This is a genomic window from Actinobaculum sp. 313, assembly GCF_003073475.1.
Classification (GTDB): domain Bacteria; phylum Actinomycetota; class Actinomycetes; order Actinomycetales; family Actinomycetaceae; genus Asp313.
The window spans coordinates 188,800-203,242 of the sequence record NZ_CP029033.1; the positions used below are offsets into that span (position 1 = coordinate 188,800).

A 14,443-nucleotide genomic window follows, 5' to 3' on the forward strand; every position below is an offset into this window, starting at 1 on the left:
CGGGACGCGAAGCGCCCGGGTCGTCTATCGATGTATGGACCAGGCGACGTGGGCGCGCCTGCTTGAGCAGTCGGCACCGGAAATACGAACGGCCGATCTGAGTGACTTTGCACTGCAGACCGCCTGCTGGGGCGCGCCTGGTGGGAGGGGCCTTGCGCTGCTGGATGAGCCGCCTGCGGCAGCGCTGGAAGCGGCGACCAGGCATTTGGAGACCTTGGGCGCATTGGTGGACGGGCGAGCGACTTCGCTCGGGCGGCGCCTGGCTGAATTACCGGTTGAGCCCCGGATAGGAAGGGCATTGCTCGAAGCCACCGAGCATATCGGCGTTACTACAGCGGCGGAGATCTGCGCCCTGTTGAGTGAGGAGCTTCGACTTCCCGGAGCCGATGTGACACGCGAATGGCGGCGCGCGACGCGCGGGAATTCCTGGCGGGCACAGGCGCGGCGGCTGGAGCGACTTGCGGCATCCCACCTTGAGATGGGTGCGCAGCATGCGGAAGGGCGTGTAGCCTGCGACGATGACGTCGCCGACGAGCGGCCTTCCGCCGCAAGTGGTCGAATAGCGGATGGTGGGCCTGACGGCGCTGGCGATGCACAATCTGCTATCGGGAATGCTCGAAAGATGGACGGTGCCCCCGACGACGCTCACAGCGCACGGGCCCAGCTGGTGGCTGGAGGGCAGCGGCACGACGTCGAGGCCTTCGGCGGGGACCTGAATCTGAGTAGTGAGCGTGCCGAGGGATATTGGGCCCTGGTGATTAGCCTCGCCTACCCCGAAAGAGTGGCCCGCTTGCGCGAGTCCACGCCCGGAGCGCGTGGTCCCAGTCCTTCCGGGCAGGGCGCCACACGCACGGCCGGGCGACGTTACCTACTGGCCAACGGAGTGGGAGCTATTCTCCCGGAGGGATCGCCGCTGACCGGAGAACCCTGGTTGGCCATCGCCCACCTCGAACGCCCGCAGGGGCGTGCCGATGCGCGTATCCGCTCCGCCGTGCCGATTGGCGAAGCGGAGGCGATTGACGCCGCCCGGGCATTGCTGGTGGAGAGCGACGACGTCGTCGTGCGGCGAAACCGGCTCCGGGCCCGGCATACCCGGCACCTGGGAGCCATCGAATTAACCGCCATCGAAAGTGATGTGGCGGACCCGAGGCATGCCCGTTCCTTTCTAACTGCCGCGATTGCTTGCGGGGACATCGCCCCGCAATGGTCGCGAGCGGCACGTGAGTTGCAGCGACGCCTGGCCTTTCTCCACGAAGTAATGGGCGTTCCGTGGCCCGACGTTGACGACCACGTATTGCTCGATGCCAGCGAGAGCTGGCTGGCACCAGAAATAGAAGCTGCTGCACGCCATGGCGCAGTGCCGATGGTTGGTGTAGACCAGCTGCGGCGAATCCTCCCATGGCCGGAGGCGGCGCGTTTGGAGGACCTGGCGCCTGAAAAGGTGAAGGTGGCAGGCGGTGCCGAGCTCCGAATTGACTATTCGGACGACCGTCCGCGAATTCGCCTCCGGGTGCAGGAGGCCTTTGGTTGGGTGGAAACGCCGCGAGTTGCAGATGATCGAGTCGCAGTAACAGTGGAGTTGCTTTCGCCGGCGGGACGGACGGTGGCCGTCACCGACGATCTGGGCAGTTTTTGGCGCGGCCCCTACGCGCAGGTCCGAGCGGAGATGCGTGGGCGCTATCCGCGGCATTCATGGCCTGAGGATCCCCTGCATGCCGAGCCTGCCCGGCATGTGCGGCGTGCTCGGCATCGTTGATCTGCTAAGCGAAGGGGACCGGCGCATGCCGGGGCGAGTTCCACGTACCGCGAAGACCTTCCGGGTTGACGCGGGACTCCTCAGGGGTCGACCCGTCGCTTCGCGGCACGTGGACGGGATTTGCTGACAGTGGTCCCGGAGCATAAGGACCCTGTGCCAATATCCCCGCACACTCGAAATATCAGGAGATGGACGTGCACTATCTCGGAAGGCTCTGCCCGTGTGGAAGCAACGCGCGGGGTTGAGGCCGCCGAGGGTGATGTACGCGGGAATCTTGACTCGCGTGGAAGCGTCCGAAGAAAGTACGAGTGGCTCGCGGGCTCTTACTCTTCCGCTTCCTGCGCTTCCTTTCTTCTGCCGTAGCGGCGGTGGAACTTTTCCACCTGTCCTGCGGAGTCGACGATCCGCGCTTTCCCAGTGTAGAAGGGGTGGGAGGCGGAGGAGATCTCCACATCAATAACCGGATATTCGCGGCCGTCTTCCCAGACGATGGTCTTGTCGGACGTGGCCGTTGATCGTGTCAGGAATGCAGAATTCGCGGCGCGGTCGCGGAAAACGACGTAGTCGTAGTGGGGATGAATGCCGGGTTTCATTAGCGGACCTCCTTGAAGTCGACATGCCGACGAATGATGGGATCGTATTTGCGTAACACGAGCCGATCAGGGGTGTTGCGGCGGTTCTTGCGCGTCGTATAGGTGAAGCCCGTGCCGGCGGTGGACTGGAGGCGAATAACCGGACGCAGGTCGCGTGATGTTGCCATGATCCTCTTTTCTTGTATTCGTGATGGAGACTTGTGCCCACGGGTCTCTTATGTTCGTGGCGGAAACCCGTGCCTGGGACTGGGAACGGGAGCTAGAACTTCTCGCCGCGTGCGCGCATATCGGCAACCACCGCCTCAATACCGAGGCGGTCGATGGTCTTGATCCCCTTGACGGATACGTAAATTGTGATCTTGCGCCCAAGCGAGGGAACCCAGTACGTCTTCTTCTGAATATTGGGGTCCCATCGGCGATGGGTGCGATGGTGGGAATGTGAGACGGACATCCCAAACCCGGGTTCGCGCCCGGTGACCTGACAACGACGCATTAGCCCTGCCTTCCTTTGAAACGGGGATTTTTCCGGTTGATAACGTAGACCCGACCACGACGGCGAACCACCTGTGAACCGGGCTGGTTCTTGAGGCTTTTCAGCGAAGCTCTGACCTTCACACGCAACTCCTTAGTGATAATCATTCTCATGTAGTGTAGCCTGTCGGTATGAAGGCTGGCGAATTGGAGATAATTCCCGTACTAGGCATGGAGCCGTCATCGCGGAAGAATGCGGCACGGAGGATTGCTGCGGACCACGATGCCATAGTGGTGTCAATCCACCTCGGCGAAGGACGCCCGAGTGATGATGTGTTGCGTGAGGCAGTTGATGGCCTGTTGGAGGCGGGAGCACATCGCGCAGTCCTGGAAATGGGTGAAGAAGTGTTGACCACCGAGGTGATCGGAGCCTTCACTCAACTCCCGCAGGCGTATATCGCCGCAGTGGTGGCCGTCGTCGATCCGGATGATGCAGTCCGCGATCTCACGGGGGAGGACTACCTTGTCCGCTTACACGACGACGGCGTCGGCTCCTTCCAAGTGCCGCGTGCTGTTCTTTTGACGTCGCAACTGGAATACGCTACGACTCTTATCCTCTCCGATGATGGCCGAGCGCGGTGTGTGCGGTTCAGCCGCACCGATGTGGCATCTTTTGCCATGGCCCTCGGGCCCAGTGCCCAGATTGTGGAGTGGAATGGGCGCGATGCCCTTCCCGCACCGAGACCCGTGCAAGATCTATTCCGCACCACGCCCGGGTGGCTTCGTGTGCTTAATCACGGCTCGTCTGATGGTGTGGGTTACCGAAAACGTGGTGGAGTTCGCGTGCCGGGGAGCCCGGGTGGCGGACGTAGTGCCGGGTTGACTGGATCGGGCCAGGGCGAGGTGACGGTTGCGAAGGGGCCGAGTGGTTCCATCCGCTCTCCTCGGGCGGGCCAGGCACGCAGCGCAAACCGGGTGGGTGGTGTGCTGCCTGCGTGCGCGCCGATGTGGGCCGGGAGCCGCACGCGCGCCTTTCATTACCGGCGCGAGCGGCCATTTCACCCGGGACGCCTTTTGCAGTGTCTTGAAGAAGGTGCCGACTGGGCACCGCTTTTGCGAGTAGCAGGTTTCACACGCATCGCGTCACGCCCGGGCATTCTATCCCTCTGGGAGCAAACGGGTGTCACAATCTCCGTCGACCCGTACGAAGTTGATTGGTGGGCGGATCGCCAAACAGCGGCGGAATATGGCATCGCGAATGCGTATGAATTCGCTATCGGGGCCCAAGTGGGGGGTGATACTGACTCGCTGGGATATGGTCCCGTGGAGCGTTGGCGGGTGGATATTGGACCATTGCCTGATATTGGCGAGGCAGTGCTGGGGCAGGATATCGTCGCCATTGGAGTGGACCTGGATGCGGTACGTCTGGAACGTGAACTCGATGCCTGCCTTTTGACTAACGAGGAGTTTCTCGACGGCGTGTGGGCGTGGATGACGTATGAGGACGCCTTTCCAGAATGATAGGGGCCATCGGCAGGCGTTCGAGTCAAGGCGGTAACTCCTTCCGAGCGCGATCTGCGTGACTCGCAGACGTGTGTGCACCCACCCGTCGCGGGGTCGGAGCGTAAATTCCAGCCCGGGTGGCGTGCGGACGTGTGTGCGGACTCGACGCCGACACCGCAAGCGCAGACATCCAGCCCGCGTGGCGTGCAGACGTGTGGGAAGATATGAGAATGCGGCCCACATTCCGTGAGATTTACACCCAACTGCTCAGCCGAGTCGATGCGGGCCGTTGGTGGCCGGCAGCGACGCGTTTCGAAATGATGATCGGCGCTGTTCTTGTACAGCACACGGCGTGGCGGAATGTCGAGTCTTCCTTGGAACTCTTGGACGCACGGGGACTGTTGGACGCGCGTGCCATATGCGACGCGGAGCAGGAGGAGATCATCGCGGCAATTCGCCCCTCCGGCTTCATGCGGGCGAAGTCGCGCACCTGCCGGGAGGTGGCGGAATGGACGCTCCGTCGGCAAGAGGCACCGATGCCGAATATGACGGGCGCGCAATCGCGAAGGACCGACCCGGAGGTGACTGAGTCGAGTGAAGGAGCTGCGAAGGGATTCGACTCTGAGGGAATCCACTTGCGGGGATTCGATTCGAAGAGGCTTGACCCGGAGCGTGCTCTCGCCGAAGCCGTTGCGGTGCTCAGCGATGAACAGTTACGTGATGAACTGCTGGCACTGGTCGGCGTCGGGCCGGAAACTGCGGATGTGATTGCGCTGTATGCCTTCCGTCGCCCCGCTTTCATCTGGGATAGCTACGCGCGCAGGATGCTTGCGGCACTGGGGTACGAGGTGCCGGACGGATACGAACGTGCGCGCGCGGAACTTGGACAATTTGTTGCGGGGGAGGGGTTCTCGGTCGAGGAGTTTGCTACCTTCCACGGTCTCATCGTCGAAGCGGGCAAACAGGCTCGTGCTGCGGGCGGGTGGGATAACTTCCTGTGATGGTTGCCTGATGAGATGAGTGCGCATGCCGGTTGGCCAGAGGTGCCCCAATGACTATTGGCGCCGTTATTCGCAATGCTGTGCATGTATTCCGCGAGACGTGGCTTCCACCTCGCCGAGGCGACCGAGGCTATGCGCAACTTGATGTATTCCGCGAGGCATGGCTCCCACAGGTGTTGTCCGGAAGAATATGTGCCGTTTCGACCCGAGCGCGTCGCTGGGGCTGGGGGCGCTGCGGTTGCGGGGAACAGAACCGTTCTGACCGGAATCAGGTCGCCCTTGCCAGGAGTAGGCGCTTTACCAGGAGGCGGCGTCCTGACCGGAGTGCACTTGCCGGACGGGAGTCAGTGCGCTGACCAGACAGGGCTAACAGCTCCGGGATGACTAGTGTCTTTGGTTGGTGCCAGCGGCCAGTGCTGTGGCGGGAGCAGTGATCAAAAACCTTTGGACTGTCTCCAACAGATGCAAAGTTCGGAGAACCGAACTATAGTATTCGCATGAGACGACAAACGAGAATGAGTATCATCCTGCTGGCGGGTGTTATGGGAATGCTCGCCGCATGTTCCGGCCAAGGCACAGCACAGGATGCAGAGAAGGCGAAACCTGTAGTTTTGACGACTTTCACCGTGCTCCAAGACATGGGAAAAGAGGTGGCTGGCGATCACCTCATCGTCGAATCGATAACCCAACCCGGTGAAGAGATTCACGACTTCCAGCCGAGTCCTGACGACATAAGACGGGGGCCGACGCCGACCTAATCCTCGCCAATGGACTGGGGTTGGAACGCTGGTTTGAGCGATTCACAGCTAACTCCGGTGCTAAAACGGTTGTCCTTTCGGAGGGGTTGCACCAATCCCGATTGCGGAGGGCGAGTACGAGGGTGAACCGAATCCGCATGCGTGGATGAGCCCCGAAGCAGCAAAGACTTACGTCGACAATATGGTAGAGGCATTCACGGAACTTGACCCGGAGCACGCTGCCGATTTCGAGGCTAACGGTGAGCGGTACAAGCAACAACTCGATTCTATCTCGACGGAACTGAAAGACGAATTGGCGCGGGTGCCAGAGGCGAGCCGTGCTCTCGTGACCTGCGAGGGAGCCTTCAGCTATCTCGCACGTGACGCGGGATTGACCGAACAGTACTTGTGGGCCGTTAACGCGGAAGGGGCATTGACCCCGCAACGTATCGCAGCGGTGCAGGATTTCGTGACGCGCAACAAGGTGCCGGCTGTGTTCTGTGAATCAACCGTGGAAGGGAAAATGGACCCCATCGTGGAAGCGACTGATGCGAAATACGGCGGCACGCTTTATGTGGACTCGCTAACCGAGGAGGGTGGTGACGCACCCACCTACCTCGATCTATTGCGATACGACGCCCGTACGATTACCGGCGCCTTGACGGGAGATGGAACCAAGAAGTGACATCTATCGACGCAGCGGCGCTTGTCGTTCAGAATCTCACGGTCCACTATGGTGCCGTCCAAGCGCTGACTGGAGTGGACTTCACCCTGGAACCGGGTCGGGTATGCGGTTTGGTAGGGATGAACGGATCCGGCAAGTCATCCTTGTTGACGGCCATTGCCGGGACAACCCGCTCGCAGGGTGAAATGACGGTGTACGGAGAACCGGTACGCCGGGCGCGCCGCCGTGGCATGATCGGATTTGTTCCGCAAGCCGACGGGGTAGATAAGGACTTCCCTGTGACCGTCGACGACGTCGTTCTTATGGGTCGTTACGGGCTGATGGGGATGACGCGACGCCCGCGGCAGGAGGATAAAGCCACTGTTGACGAAGCGCTGGCACGCGTTGAATTGACGGACCTGCGTGTCCGCCGGATAGGTGCACTGTCCGGCGGACAGCGCAAGCGCGTGTTTATCGCACGCGCCTTGGCACAAGGTGCCCGGCTGCTACTTCTGGATGAACCCTTTGCCGGAGTGGATAAACCCAGCGAACAGGCCATGATCCGGCTATTGCGTAGCCTTGCCGACGAAGGCGTGGCGATCCTCGTTGCCACTCATGATCTGGCTGGTCTGCCGGATCTATGCGATGAGACCCTACTTCTGCTACGCCGCGTGCTTTTCCACGGGCCCCCTGCCGATGCTCTGCGTCCAGAGACTCTCGGGCAGGCCTTTGGAATGGCGGCAATGGAGGGTGGTAATGCCTGATTTATGGACCTTATTCGGTCAAATGTGGGCCTACAACTTTATGGTTCGCGGTGTGGCGGTTACCCTCGTGACGGGTGTGGTCTGTGCTGTCATCAGTTGTTGGCTGGTCATGATCGGATGGTCGCTGATGGGGGATGCTCTTTCCCATGCGGTGCTTCCCGGCGTGGTCATTGCCTATCTAGTTGACATTCCTTTCTCGGTGGGGGCCATGGTGGCAGCGTTGGTCGTCGTCGGGCTGATATTCACAGTGCGGCACACCTCGCGTGTAAAACCTGATGTCAGTATGGGCGTTGTGTTCACGATGTTCTTCGCATTCGGGTTGGTGCTGGTATCAAAGAATCCATCGAATATTGACCTCAACCATGTGCTGTTTGGTGACCTGCTTGGGATCACGAACACCGACATGTACCAGGTGCTTGTGCTGGCACCGCTAGCACTGGTGATTCTGCTCCTCAGGAGACGCGACCTAACGGCTTACGCTTTCGACCCGGTTCATCTGGAGGCGATCGGGATCTCGACACGGGGAGTTGCCGCCACCTTGCTGGTCTGCCTTGTCCTAACCGTGGTGACGGCGATGCAGGCGGTAGGCGCGATTCTCATCGTCACGCTGCTCATCACTCCTGGCGCTACAGCGCTGCTGTTGACCGAGAGGTTTACGCGGATGCTAGTGGTCGCCCCGGTGCTGTCCGTGTTCACGTCGCTTACCGGAATCTATCTGTCCTATTGGTTTGACACGGCATCGGGTGCCACGGTGGTTGCCGTCGGTGGAGTTGTTTTCTTCCTGGTGTGGCTGGTGTCGCCGCGCGGTCTGCGTGGTTTCCTTTTCGCGCATCGCAAGGGTGAACCGTCCGAGGCAGTGGCGGAGGTTCGAGGATCAACGGCACGATGAGCTTGTGCGGGTGGTGTCAAGGCCGCGACGTCGCATCGACCCTCTGGGAACTGCGGCGCCCGGCACCTCCCGCTAGACGGTCTGCATGAAGAAAGCGGCAGGTGGAGCAGGTCCGCGACTTGAAGGGCGCCACAGTGGCCAAGTGTGCGACGAGTGTGATGGATGCTGCAGCAGGCATTCGTTCATCGATTCAGAGTTCACACCGAGCGCGTGCCGAATCCCTGGCGATAAAGTCGGGTGGCGTCGGTAATGTGCGGGTTCGCGCCAGGATGGCGTAGACGAGCACGAGGGCGATCAGGTAGGGCACTCCCACGTAGCGAACGACCGGCATCGTGGTGGGCAATACGATGAAGACGGCTATCGAGGCCACGATGACCAGCCAATTCACCAGTGGTGCACCCCGTAACCGGTGGGCAGCAGGAGTGAGTCCGGCCGCTTTCCTTTTGGCGCGGAACGCCAGATGCGTTGCCATGACGATGATCCATGTGAGCAGTACCCCGACCGTGGCGCAGCCGTAGAGGTACATGAATGCCGCATTGGGGCTGATCAAGGAGAGGATGGAGGCGATCACCATACCCAGCGTTGCAATGGCGACTGCTCCACGCGGTGCCCCACGAAGTGAGGTGTGGGAGGCGAACCGCGGCGCCATACGATCAAGTGCGAGCGAATGAATCATGCGGCTTGATGAATACAGGCACCCGTTGGCGGCCGATAGCGCGGCGACGATGAGGATCGCGTTCATGATGTCGGCGGCGGCTGGGATTCCAACCACGTCCAGTACCTGCACGAAAGGTGACTCGGTCACCTCACCCGAGGATGCAGCTGTGACCGTCCACGGCTGCAATGTCACCACAATGAAAAGGGCGAATATGTAGAAGAGCAGCAGGCGCCAAATCATGGTGCGCGCGGCTCGTGGCACGTCGCGCTCCGGGTGTTCCGACTCAGCGGCGCCGACGGAGACATTCTCAATGCCTCCGAAGGAGAAAACGGCCATACAGGCGGCGGTCAGCATGCCGGTGAAGCCGGTGGCGAAGAAACCGCCGTGCGCCGTGAGGTTGTGAAAGCCGACCGCCGGGCGCCCCGGAAGGCCTGTAAACAGCAGTACGGCTCCCAGCAAAATGAACACGACGATTGCGGTCACCTTAATCATGGAGAACCAGTACTCGCTTGCCCCGTAGAGGTGGACCGTGGCCAGGTTCAGTCCGACGATGAACAAAGAGCACAGGACGGTGCCAACCGCCAGTGGCAGGCCGGGAAACCAGAACTTCAGATATGTGGCGGTAGCAGCAACTTCGGCACCAACCGCTATGAGCATGGTGATGGCGAAATTCCAACGAGCGACGAATCCGCCGAAGCGACCCAGATATGAAGCCGCTGCGGCGCCGTGTCCACCGGGCACGGGATGTGTGGAGACGATCTCCGCCAGGGCCCAGACAACCGCAAGCGCCGCACTGCCCGCCAGCGCGTAAGAGAGCACCGTCGCAGGGCCTCCCAGGCTGATGGTGGATCCGGAACCGAGGAAGAGCCCGGTGCCAAGAGCTCCGGACAGCCCGATCATGGAAACCTGTGCGCTCGTCAGGCGGCGTGAGAGGTGTGTATGCGCCTCCGGCGCATGATGCCCACTGAACTGAGGGTGCTCACTGTTCTCTACGTGCTCGCCCGTCGGTTCATGTTCACTGGATTGGCTCATCGCGGCCCTTTCCCGGTTGTGCGTGATACGGTTCGTCCCTTCTGATAGAACCGCATGGCACATTCTAGTCAGCTGACGATATGCCTTCCGCACGTGACCGGAGTAGAAGGCCGAGGCGATGCCGTTCCCTCAGCCGTATGAATACATCTCATGCCTTGGCCGCTTCTGACTGCGGGCGCGGGGATGGGATGTATGTGTTGATGCGCTAGGGGTGAGCGCATTCCTTTCGGACGCCCGAGGTGGGAATATGTATGTGTTGTACACGCTGGCAGCGAGTTCTTTTTCGGCCATCAAAGCTTTTTGGTCCACCGAAGCGAGGAACTGTGCTGGTGCAAACGGCGCCCTGCCCGGCGTGTCCGGTTCCGCACATCGGAGTGGAGATCCTTACATGGCTGCCCGATCAAGGGTGACAGAGCCTTCGGACATGTCGCCGGATCGCAGGTGTAAGTCGGGGATGTGGCGCACGTGCAAGGCGGCGACAGTCCATCAGTGGGTGGAGGTTATCAGTAGGTGAGCACGGACTTGGGCAGTTGCGGTTGTACTATCGCCTCATGGTGATGGCGGTTTACAGGATCGCGGCGCCGGAACTAGGAGGTCTGGTGGCATGTTGTGGTGGAGGATGATGGCTCGAGGTGCTACGTGGTTCGAGTGCGCAATGCCGACCGAGCAGCGGCAGAACCGGTGGGCTGCTGCTACGGGGCGCCCTAGCCGGATGGCTTTGCGTGCAGTGGGTGCCTGTGCCACGGTCCTGCTTTTGTTATGCGGCTGTGGAGGTGAACCAGTGATATCGCCGACGACCCCGGCTGTAGAAGAGACAGGGGAAGGTACGGGAACAGGAAACAACGTGGTTTCCACCGGCGGCTCGGCAACGCCGACCACGCAGAGGCCACAGCACAATCGACAAAACCCCGCGGGCATACAGAAGCGAACTGATCCTCCCGAGACGGCAATTCCGTCGGTGAAAACCGACCCCATGGTTCCCCCGACGCCCACACCGAGTGTTGCACGTGAGTAGTGTATTCGCTGACATAGGTCGCTGGCGAACGCGGGAGTGCCCACCCGTGAGAAACGCAGCATCATGCCGAGCAGGAATAGGTGTGTGCCAGTGTCCACCGTTCGTTGCGAGACACGAGAGAGCGTCGACGTCGTCGTCGGTAGACTTATGGCCGTGCCAACAGCTACGGCCGAGGAACAAACTCCGCGCCGGGAGCGAATCAACCGATGCGGAGCTCTGCGCGCTCGAAGGGACTCGAACCCCCAACCTTCTGATCCGTAGTCAGATGCTCTATCCATTGAGCTACGAGCGCAAGTTCGCTTAGGACAACGAATACTGTACCGCTGTGAGGCGTCTAGAACAAAACGGAAGATCATGGTGGCTATCACATTTCGCCGGGAAACGTGTGGTGGAGTCGGTGTAAGAACACGGAGCGTGGGTGGATATGCAGTGCGGTGGCGAAGTGAGACTATGCGCATGGGTACATGAACACGAGGGTACAAATGTTCAGAAAAGGGCGGGGTGTGAATGCAAGAGGACGCGCGCGCTCGGAAGAAGGCGGTGGAGTGGAAGGCGCAGAACCTTCGTATGGGAACACTGTGGGAACCTTGGCGCTATTCACCGACTCTTTGATAAGCCCGGGGAAGGCTTTAGAATGTTCGCCATGGAAAAAGAGCGTGACATGGCCACCGCTTGGCGCGAGTGGCGCGACCAGCGTGATACTGCGCTGGCCGAGGAGCATGGCTGGCTCAGTCTGATCTCCTTTACCTGGCTTTCGGAGGAACGATCCCGGGTTGCACACTTTCCGGGGTACTGGTACACAGATCGGGACGAGGCAGCCGGATCGTTCCGCAAGGGAACATCATCAACTACGCATTCGGCAGATGTGCGACGCAACGGAGAGTCGTTCGCTGGCGAGGCCGTTTTCGCCTTGGAAGACGGCGAGTCTGATTTTTCGTTATCGTCGGGAACACGGGTTGCGGAAGTCGTGCGGCGCGGAGGGCGCTACGCGGTGCGGGTGCGTGATTCATCCGCACCGACGTTGTTGGCTTTTCAGGGCGTTCCCGTGTTCGATTACGATCCGCAGGCCGTCGTCGTTGGTGAATTCATCGCATATGACGAACCACGTGAGGTGGCGATTGAGACGGCCCGGAAATCCGTTCGGGGCCGGGTGAGCCTGGTGGGGGAAGTTGAATTTACATATGCCGGCGAGCAGTGTCGTCTAGCGGTACAGGGGCGGCAGGACGATGAACTCACCGCCGTGTTCTATGACCTGAGTAATGGCACGACGACGGCGGACTGGCGTTCCGTCACCTTTGGCGGTCCTGGGGGTGCGCGTGGGAGTGTGACGATTGACTTCAATCGCGCGCTGAACTTCCCCTCCGCCTTCACTCCTTTTGGCACCTGTCCCAAGCCGCCGGAGGGCAACACCTTGCAGGTGTCGGTTTTGGCGGGAGAACGCCGCCCGATGCCGTGGATCGACCCGGATGCAAGCGCGCAGTAGCCGCTTTTGGCAGTGCCAGCTGTCAACATAGACGGATGGGCGGGTGGTATGACCATTCGCCCATCCGTTCTTTGTAGATGGGCCGACGGTTGGGGCAGACGCGCCCGCCATCGCCATGCGGCTAGCCCGGAGGGGGCTGGTGCCCCTACCATGCTACCGGCTGTGCATGCTACCCGAGGGCGCCGAGCGCCTTGGCCTCGTGACGATCCACCAAGCTTCGCCTGCGCGCGTTACCTGTGTCTCACGGGGGTAGTCGACGTGCATGAGAGCCAAGCTTCGCCTGCGCGCGTTACCCGAGGGCGCCGAGCGCCTTGGAAAGCATCGGTCGCACCGGAAGGTCGTAAGTACCCACGTACTCTTCGACATTCCCTTTGAATTGCCGTTTGAAGTGCAGCACGCCGGCGTCGGATGCCTGTTCGGTGAAGTCGCCGGTGATCCCGAAGAAGTTGTACCACCGCACGTCGTGCGCAATGGCCCACTCAAACATGGCCCGATGAATCAGGTAGATGCCGTAATACGACTGGTACTGGGAATAGGAGCCCGACAGCAGGTAGACCAGCTCATGCGGAGAGTGGATGAAGAAACCAGCCGCCAATAGCACTTCGTTGCCATCGTGTTCCTGGATGGCTCGGGTCTCTTCCTCTCGGCGATCAAGTAACTCGAGCCGGGTACGGTACTCTTTGAGGGTATTACGTTGTTTCTTCCCCAAATTACGCCCTTCGGCTTCTGCCTGAGCCTCACGCTCCTGCAGTTCCGCAACCTTTGGCAGAATGTCCTGGCGTTCGGCAGTAATGAGTTCCAGCGCCTTATCGCAATTCAGGTAGGCCGCGGGTAACATGCAGTTCTCCGGGCCGAGCTGCTCCAACAGGTCGCGGTAAAAAGAGAAGGCGTTGATTGAAATATTGTGCATAGCGGTGTGCTCTGCCGTGTAGTTCATGATCTGCTCGAAGTCAGGGAACTCTTCAGGTGTGAGAAAGCGGACCTCGACTCCATTGGTTCCCTTGCGGTTAAATCCCGTGCGCACCACTTGGCCGCAGGAAGCCATTGCGTCGGGAAAACTCATAGAGCCAAGATCCTTGACGTACACGTAGCGCATCTGGATATCGGACGAATCGTAGAACTCACGCTCCACGCGCGAGGCCCCGAGCGCTCCCATGATCTGGTCAAAGACGAATGCCTGCGGGTTGTCCTCAGTTGGGGTAATGTCCTCATAGAATCGGCGGGACAATAGCGGGTTGAACCGTAGTGAGACGATGCGACGATCCTTGGCGAGGAAAAGCTTGAGCTGGGCGAAGAAGGTGGCCACGAGTTCTGCATCCGACCAGTCGAGATGGGGGCCATAGGCGATGGTCGCACGGCGGAAAAGTCGCTTCCAGGGCTGAAGAAGCACAGCTGCGGCGGCAACAACTTGTTCGCGTCCGGTGGCCCCATCATCGACTAGCCCGACAAACTCGACGTCGTACCCTTCAGCTCGACGAACGGCGGCATAGGACGGCAACTGGGTGTAGAAGAAACGGTCCTGGGATTGCGCGAATGCCGTGTAGGCAGATTCAGACAGGCGGACAAATCTCATGGCACTATTTTCCCCAATCCGCCTGGGGTGTGCAGGGGTGTTACTGGGGAAGGAATGGGAATGGCGATGTGGAATGCATCAAGTTACTGAGCGTGTGGGATGGTACGGCGGGAGTCGGGTGCGAGAAGTGGAGGGTTTTACAAGAAGTGTCGTGATATTCCCGAAGTTTCTTGATGAACCCTCCACTTCTTGTTGCTCCGGTGGCGTCTTAGGGGTTGCCTCGGGTGGCGTCTTGCCCGGGCGGGGCGGAGGATTGCCTTTGCCGGAAGCGTAGGCGAACTCTCTTCAAGTCCCCCGCAGTGGG

Annotated in this window: 14 protein-coding genes and 1 tRNA gene; 8 read left to right on the forward strand and 7 right to left on the reverse strand. The window is 60.5% G+C overall.

The genetic code is table 11. The annotated features are described in order from the left end of the window. Positions 1–34 precede the first annotated feature (34 nt). Positions 35–1,756, forward strand: coding sequence for an ATP-dependent helicase C-terminal domain-containing protein (locus tag DDD63_RS00770; RefSeq protein ID WP_205647274.1), 1,722 nt, complete (start codon positions 35–37; stop codon positions 1,754–1,756). Positions 1,757–2,079: 323 nt separating this feature from the next. Here DDD63_RS00770 and DDD63_RS00775 read toward each other — a convergent pair whose 3' ends face one another. The 4 genes from DDD63_RS00775 to ykgO form a co-directional block, all read right to left on the reverse strand. Further along, the gene (locus DDD63_RS00775) at positions 2,080–2,349 is read right to left on the reverse strand and encodes a type B 50S ribosomal protein L31 (RefSeq protein WP_108714776.1); all 270 of its coding nucleotides are present in this window, start codon (positions 2,347–2,349) and stop codon (positions 2,080–2,082) included. Further along, positions 2,349–2,516 carry a 50S ribosomal protein L33 gene (gene rpmG, locus DDD63_RS00780; RefSeq protein WP_108714777.1) on the reverse strand — a complete coding sequence of 56 codons (168 nt, stop codon included), beginning with the start codon at positions 2,514–2,516 and terminating at the stop codon, positions 2,349–2,351. The genes DDD63_RS00775 and rpmG overlap by 1 nt, the downstream gene beginning before the upstream one ends. Positions 2,517–2,608: 92 nt before the next feature. Next, on the reverse strand, positions 2,609–2,842 hold the full coding sequence (gene rpmB / locus DDD63_RS00785; RefSeq protein WP_108714778.1) for a 50S ribosomal protein L28: 234 nt from the start codon (positions 2,840–2,842) through the stop codon (positions 2,609–2,611). Next, the gene (gene ykgO, locus DDD63_RS00790) at positions 2,842–2,964 is read right to left on the reverse strand and encodes a type B 50S ribosomal protein L36 (RefSeq protein WP_108716579.1); all 123 of its coding nucleotides are present in this window, start codon (positions 2,962–2,964) and stop codon (positions 2,842–2,844) included. Before ykgO ends, rpmB begins: the two co-directional genes overlap by 1 nt. A 48-nt stretch (positions 2,965–3,012) precedes the next feature. On the opposite strand from ykgO, the gene DDD63_RS00795 reads away from it, so the two are divergent. From DDD63_RS00795 to DDD63_RS00815, 6 genes are all read left to right on the forward strand, one after another. Further along, a complete protein-coding gene (locus tag DDD63_RS00795; protein ID WP_108714779.1) occupies positions 3,013–4,341 on the forward strand; it encodes a GTP-binding protein in 1,329 nt (442 codons plus the stop codon). Positions 4,342–4,553: 212 nt separating this feature from the next. Beyond that, positions 4,554–5,324, forward strand: coding sequence for a hypothetical protein (locus DDD63_RS00800; protein ID WP_164505392.1), 771 nt, complete (start codon positions 4,554–4,556; stop codon positions 5,322–5,324). 497 nt (positions 5,325–5,821) lie between these two features. After that, positions 5,822–6,082: a zinc ABC transporter substrate-binding protein gene (locus tag DDD63_RS13280; RefSeq protein WP_346426223.1), complete on the forward strand. Its 261-nt coding sequence runs from the start codon at positions 5,822–5,824 to the stop codon at positions 6,080–6,082. Positions 6,083–6,227: 145 nt separating this feature from the next. Then, positions 6,228–6,746: a zinc ABC transporter substrate-binding protein gene (locus DDD63_RS13285; RefSeq protein WP_346426224.1), complete on the forward strand. Its 519-nt coding sequence runs from the start codon at positions 6,228–6,230 to the stop codon at positions 6,744–6,746. Next, positions 6,743–7,489 carry a metal ABC transporter ATP-binding protein gene (locus DDD63_RS00810; RefSeq protein ID WP_205647275.1) on the forward strand — a complete coding sequence of 249 codons (747 nt, stop codon included), beginning with the start codon at positions 6,743–6,745 and terminating at the stop codon, positions 7,487–7,489. The genes DDD63_RS13285 and DDD63_RS00810 overlap by 4 nt, the downstream gene beginning before the upstream one ends. After that, a complete protein-coding gene (locus DDD63_RS00815; protein WP_108714781.1) occupies positions 7,482–8,378 on the forward strand; it encodes a metal ABC transporter permease in 897 nt (298 codons plus the stop codon). The genes DDD63_RS00810 and DDD63_RS00815 overlap by 8 nt, the downstream gene beginning before the upstream one ends. Positions 8,379–8,568: 190 nt before the next feature. On the opposite strand, the gene DDD63_RS00820 is transcribed toward DDD63_RS00815, so the two are convergent. Further along, a complete protein-coding gene (locus tag DDD63_RS00820; protein WP_240611308.1) occupies positions 8,569–10,068 on the reverse strand; it encodes an amino acid permease in 1,500 nt (499 codons plus the stop codon). A gap of 1,234 nt (positions 10,069–11,302) precedes the next feature. Continuing rightward, a tRNA-Arg gene (locus DDD63_RS00825) sits at positions 11,303–11,375 on the reverse strand. A 351-nt stretch (positions 11,376–11,726) separates the two neighbouring features. Here DDD63_RS00825 and DDD63_RS00830 point away from each other — a divergent pair. After that, entirely contained in the window at positions 11,727–12,566 is an 840-nt protein-coding gene (locus tag DDD63_RS00830; protein WP_164505393.1) for a DUF1684 domain-containing protein, read from the forward strand. Between the two features lie 289 nt (positions 12,567–12,855). Here DDD63_RS00830 and DDD63_RS00835 read toward each other — a convergent pair whose 3' ends face one another. Next, on the reverse strand, positions 12,856–14,139 hold the full coding sequence (locus DDD63_RS00835) for a peptidoglycan bridge formation glycyltransferase FemA/FemB family protein (RefSeq protein WP_108714783.1): 1,284 nt from the start codon (positions 14,137–14,139) through the stop codon (positions 12,856–12,858). Positions 14,140–14,443 lie beyond the last annotated feature (304 nt).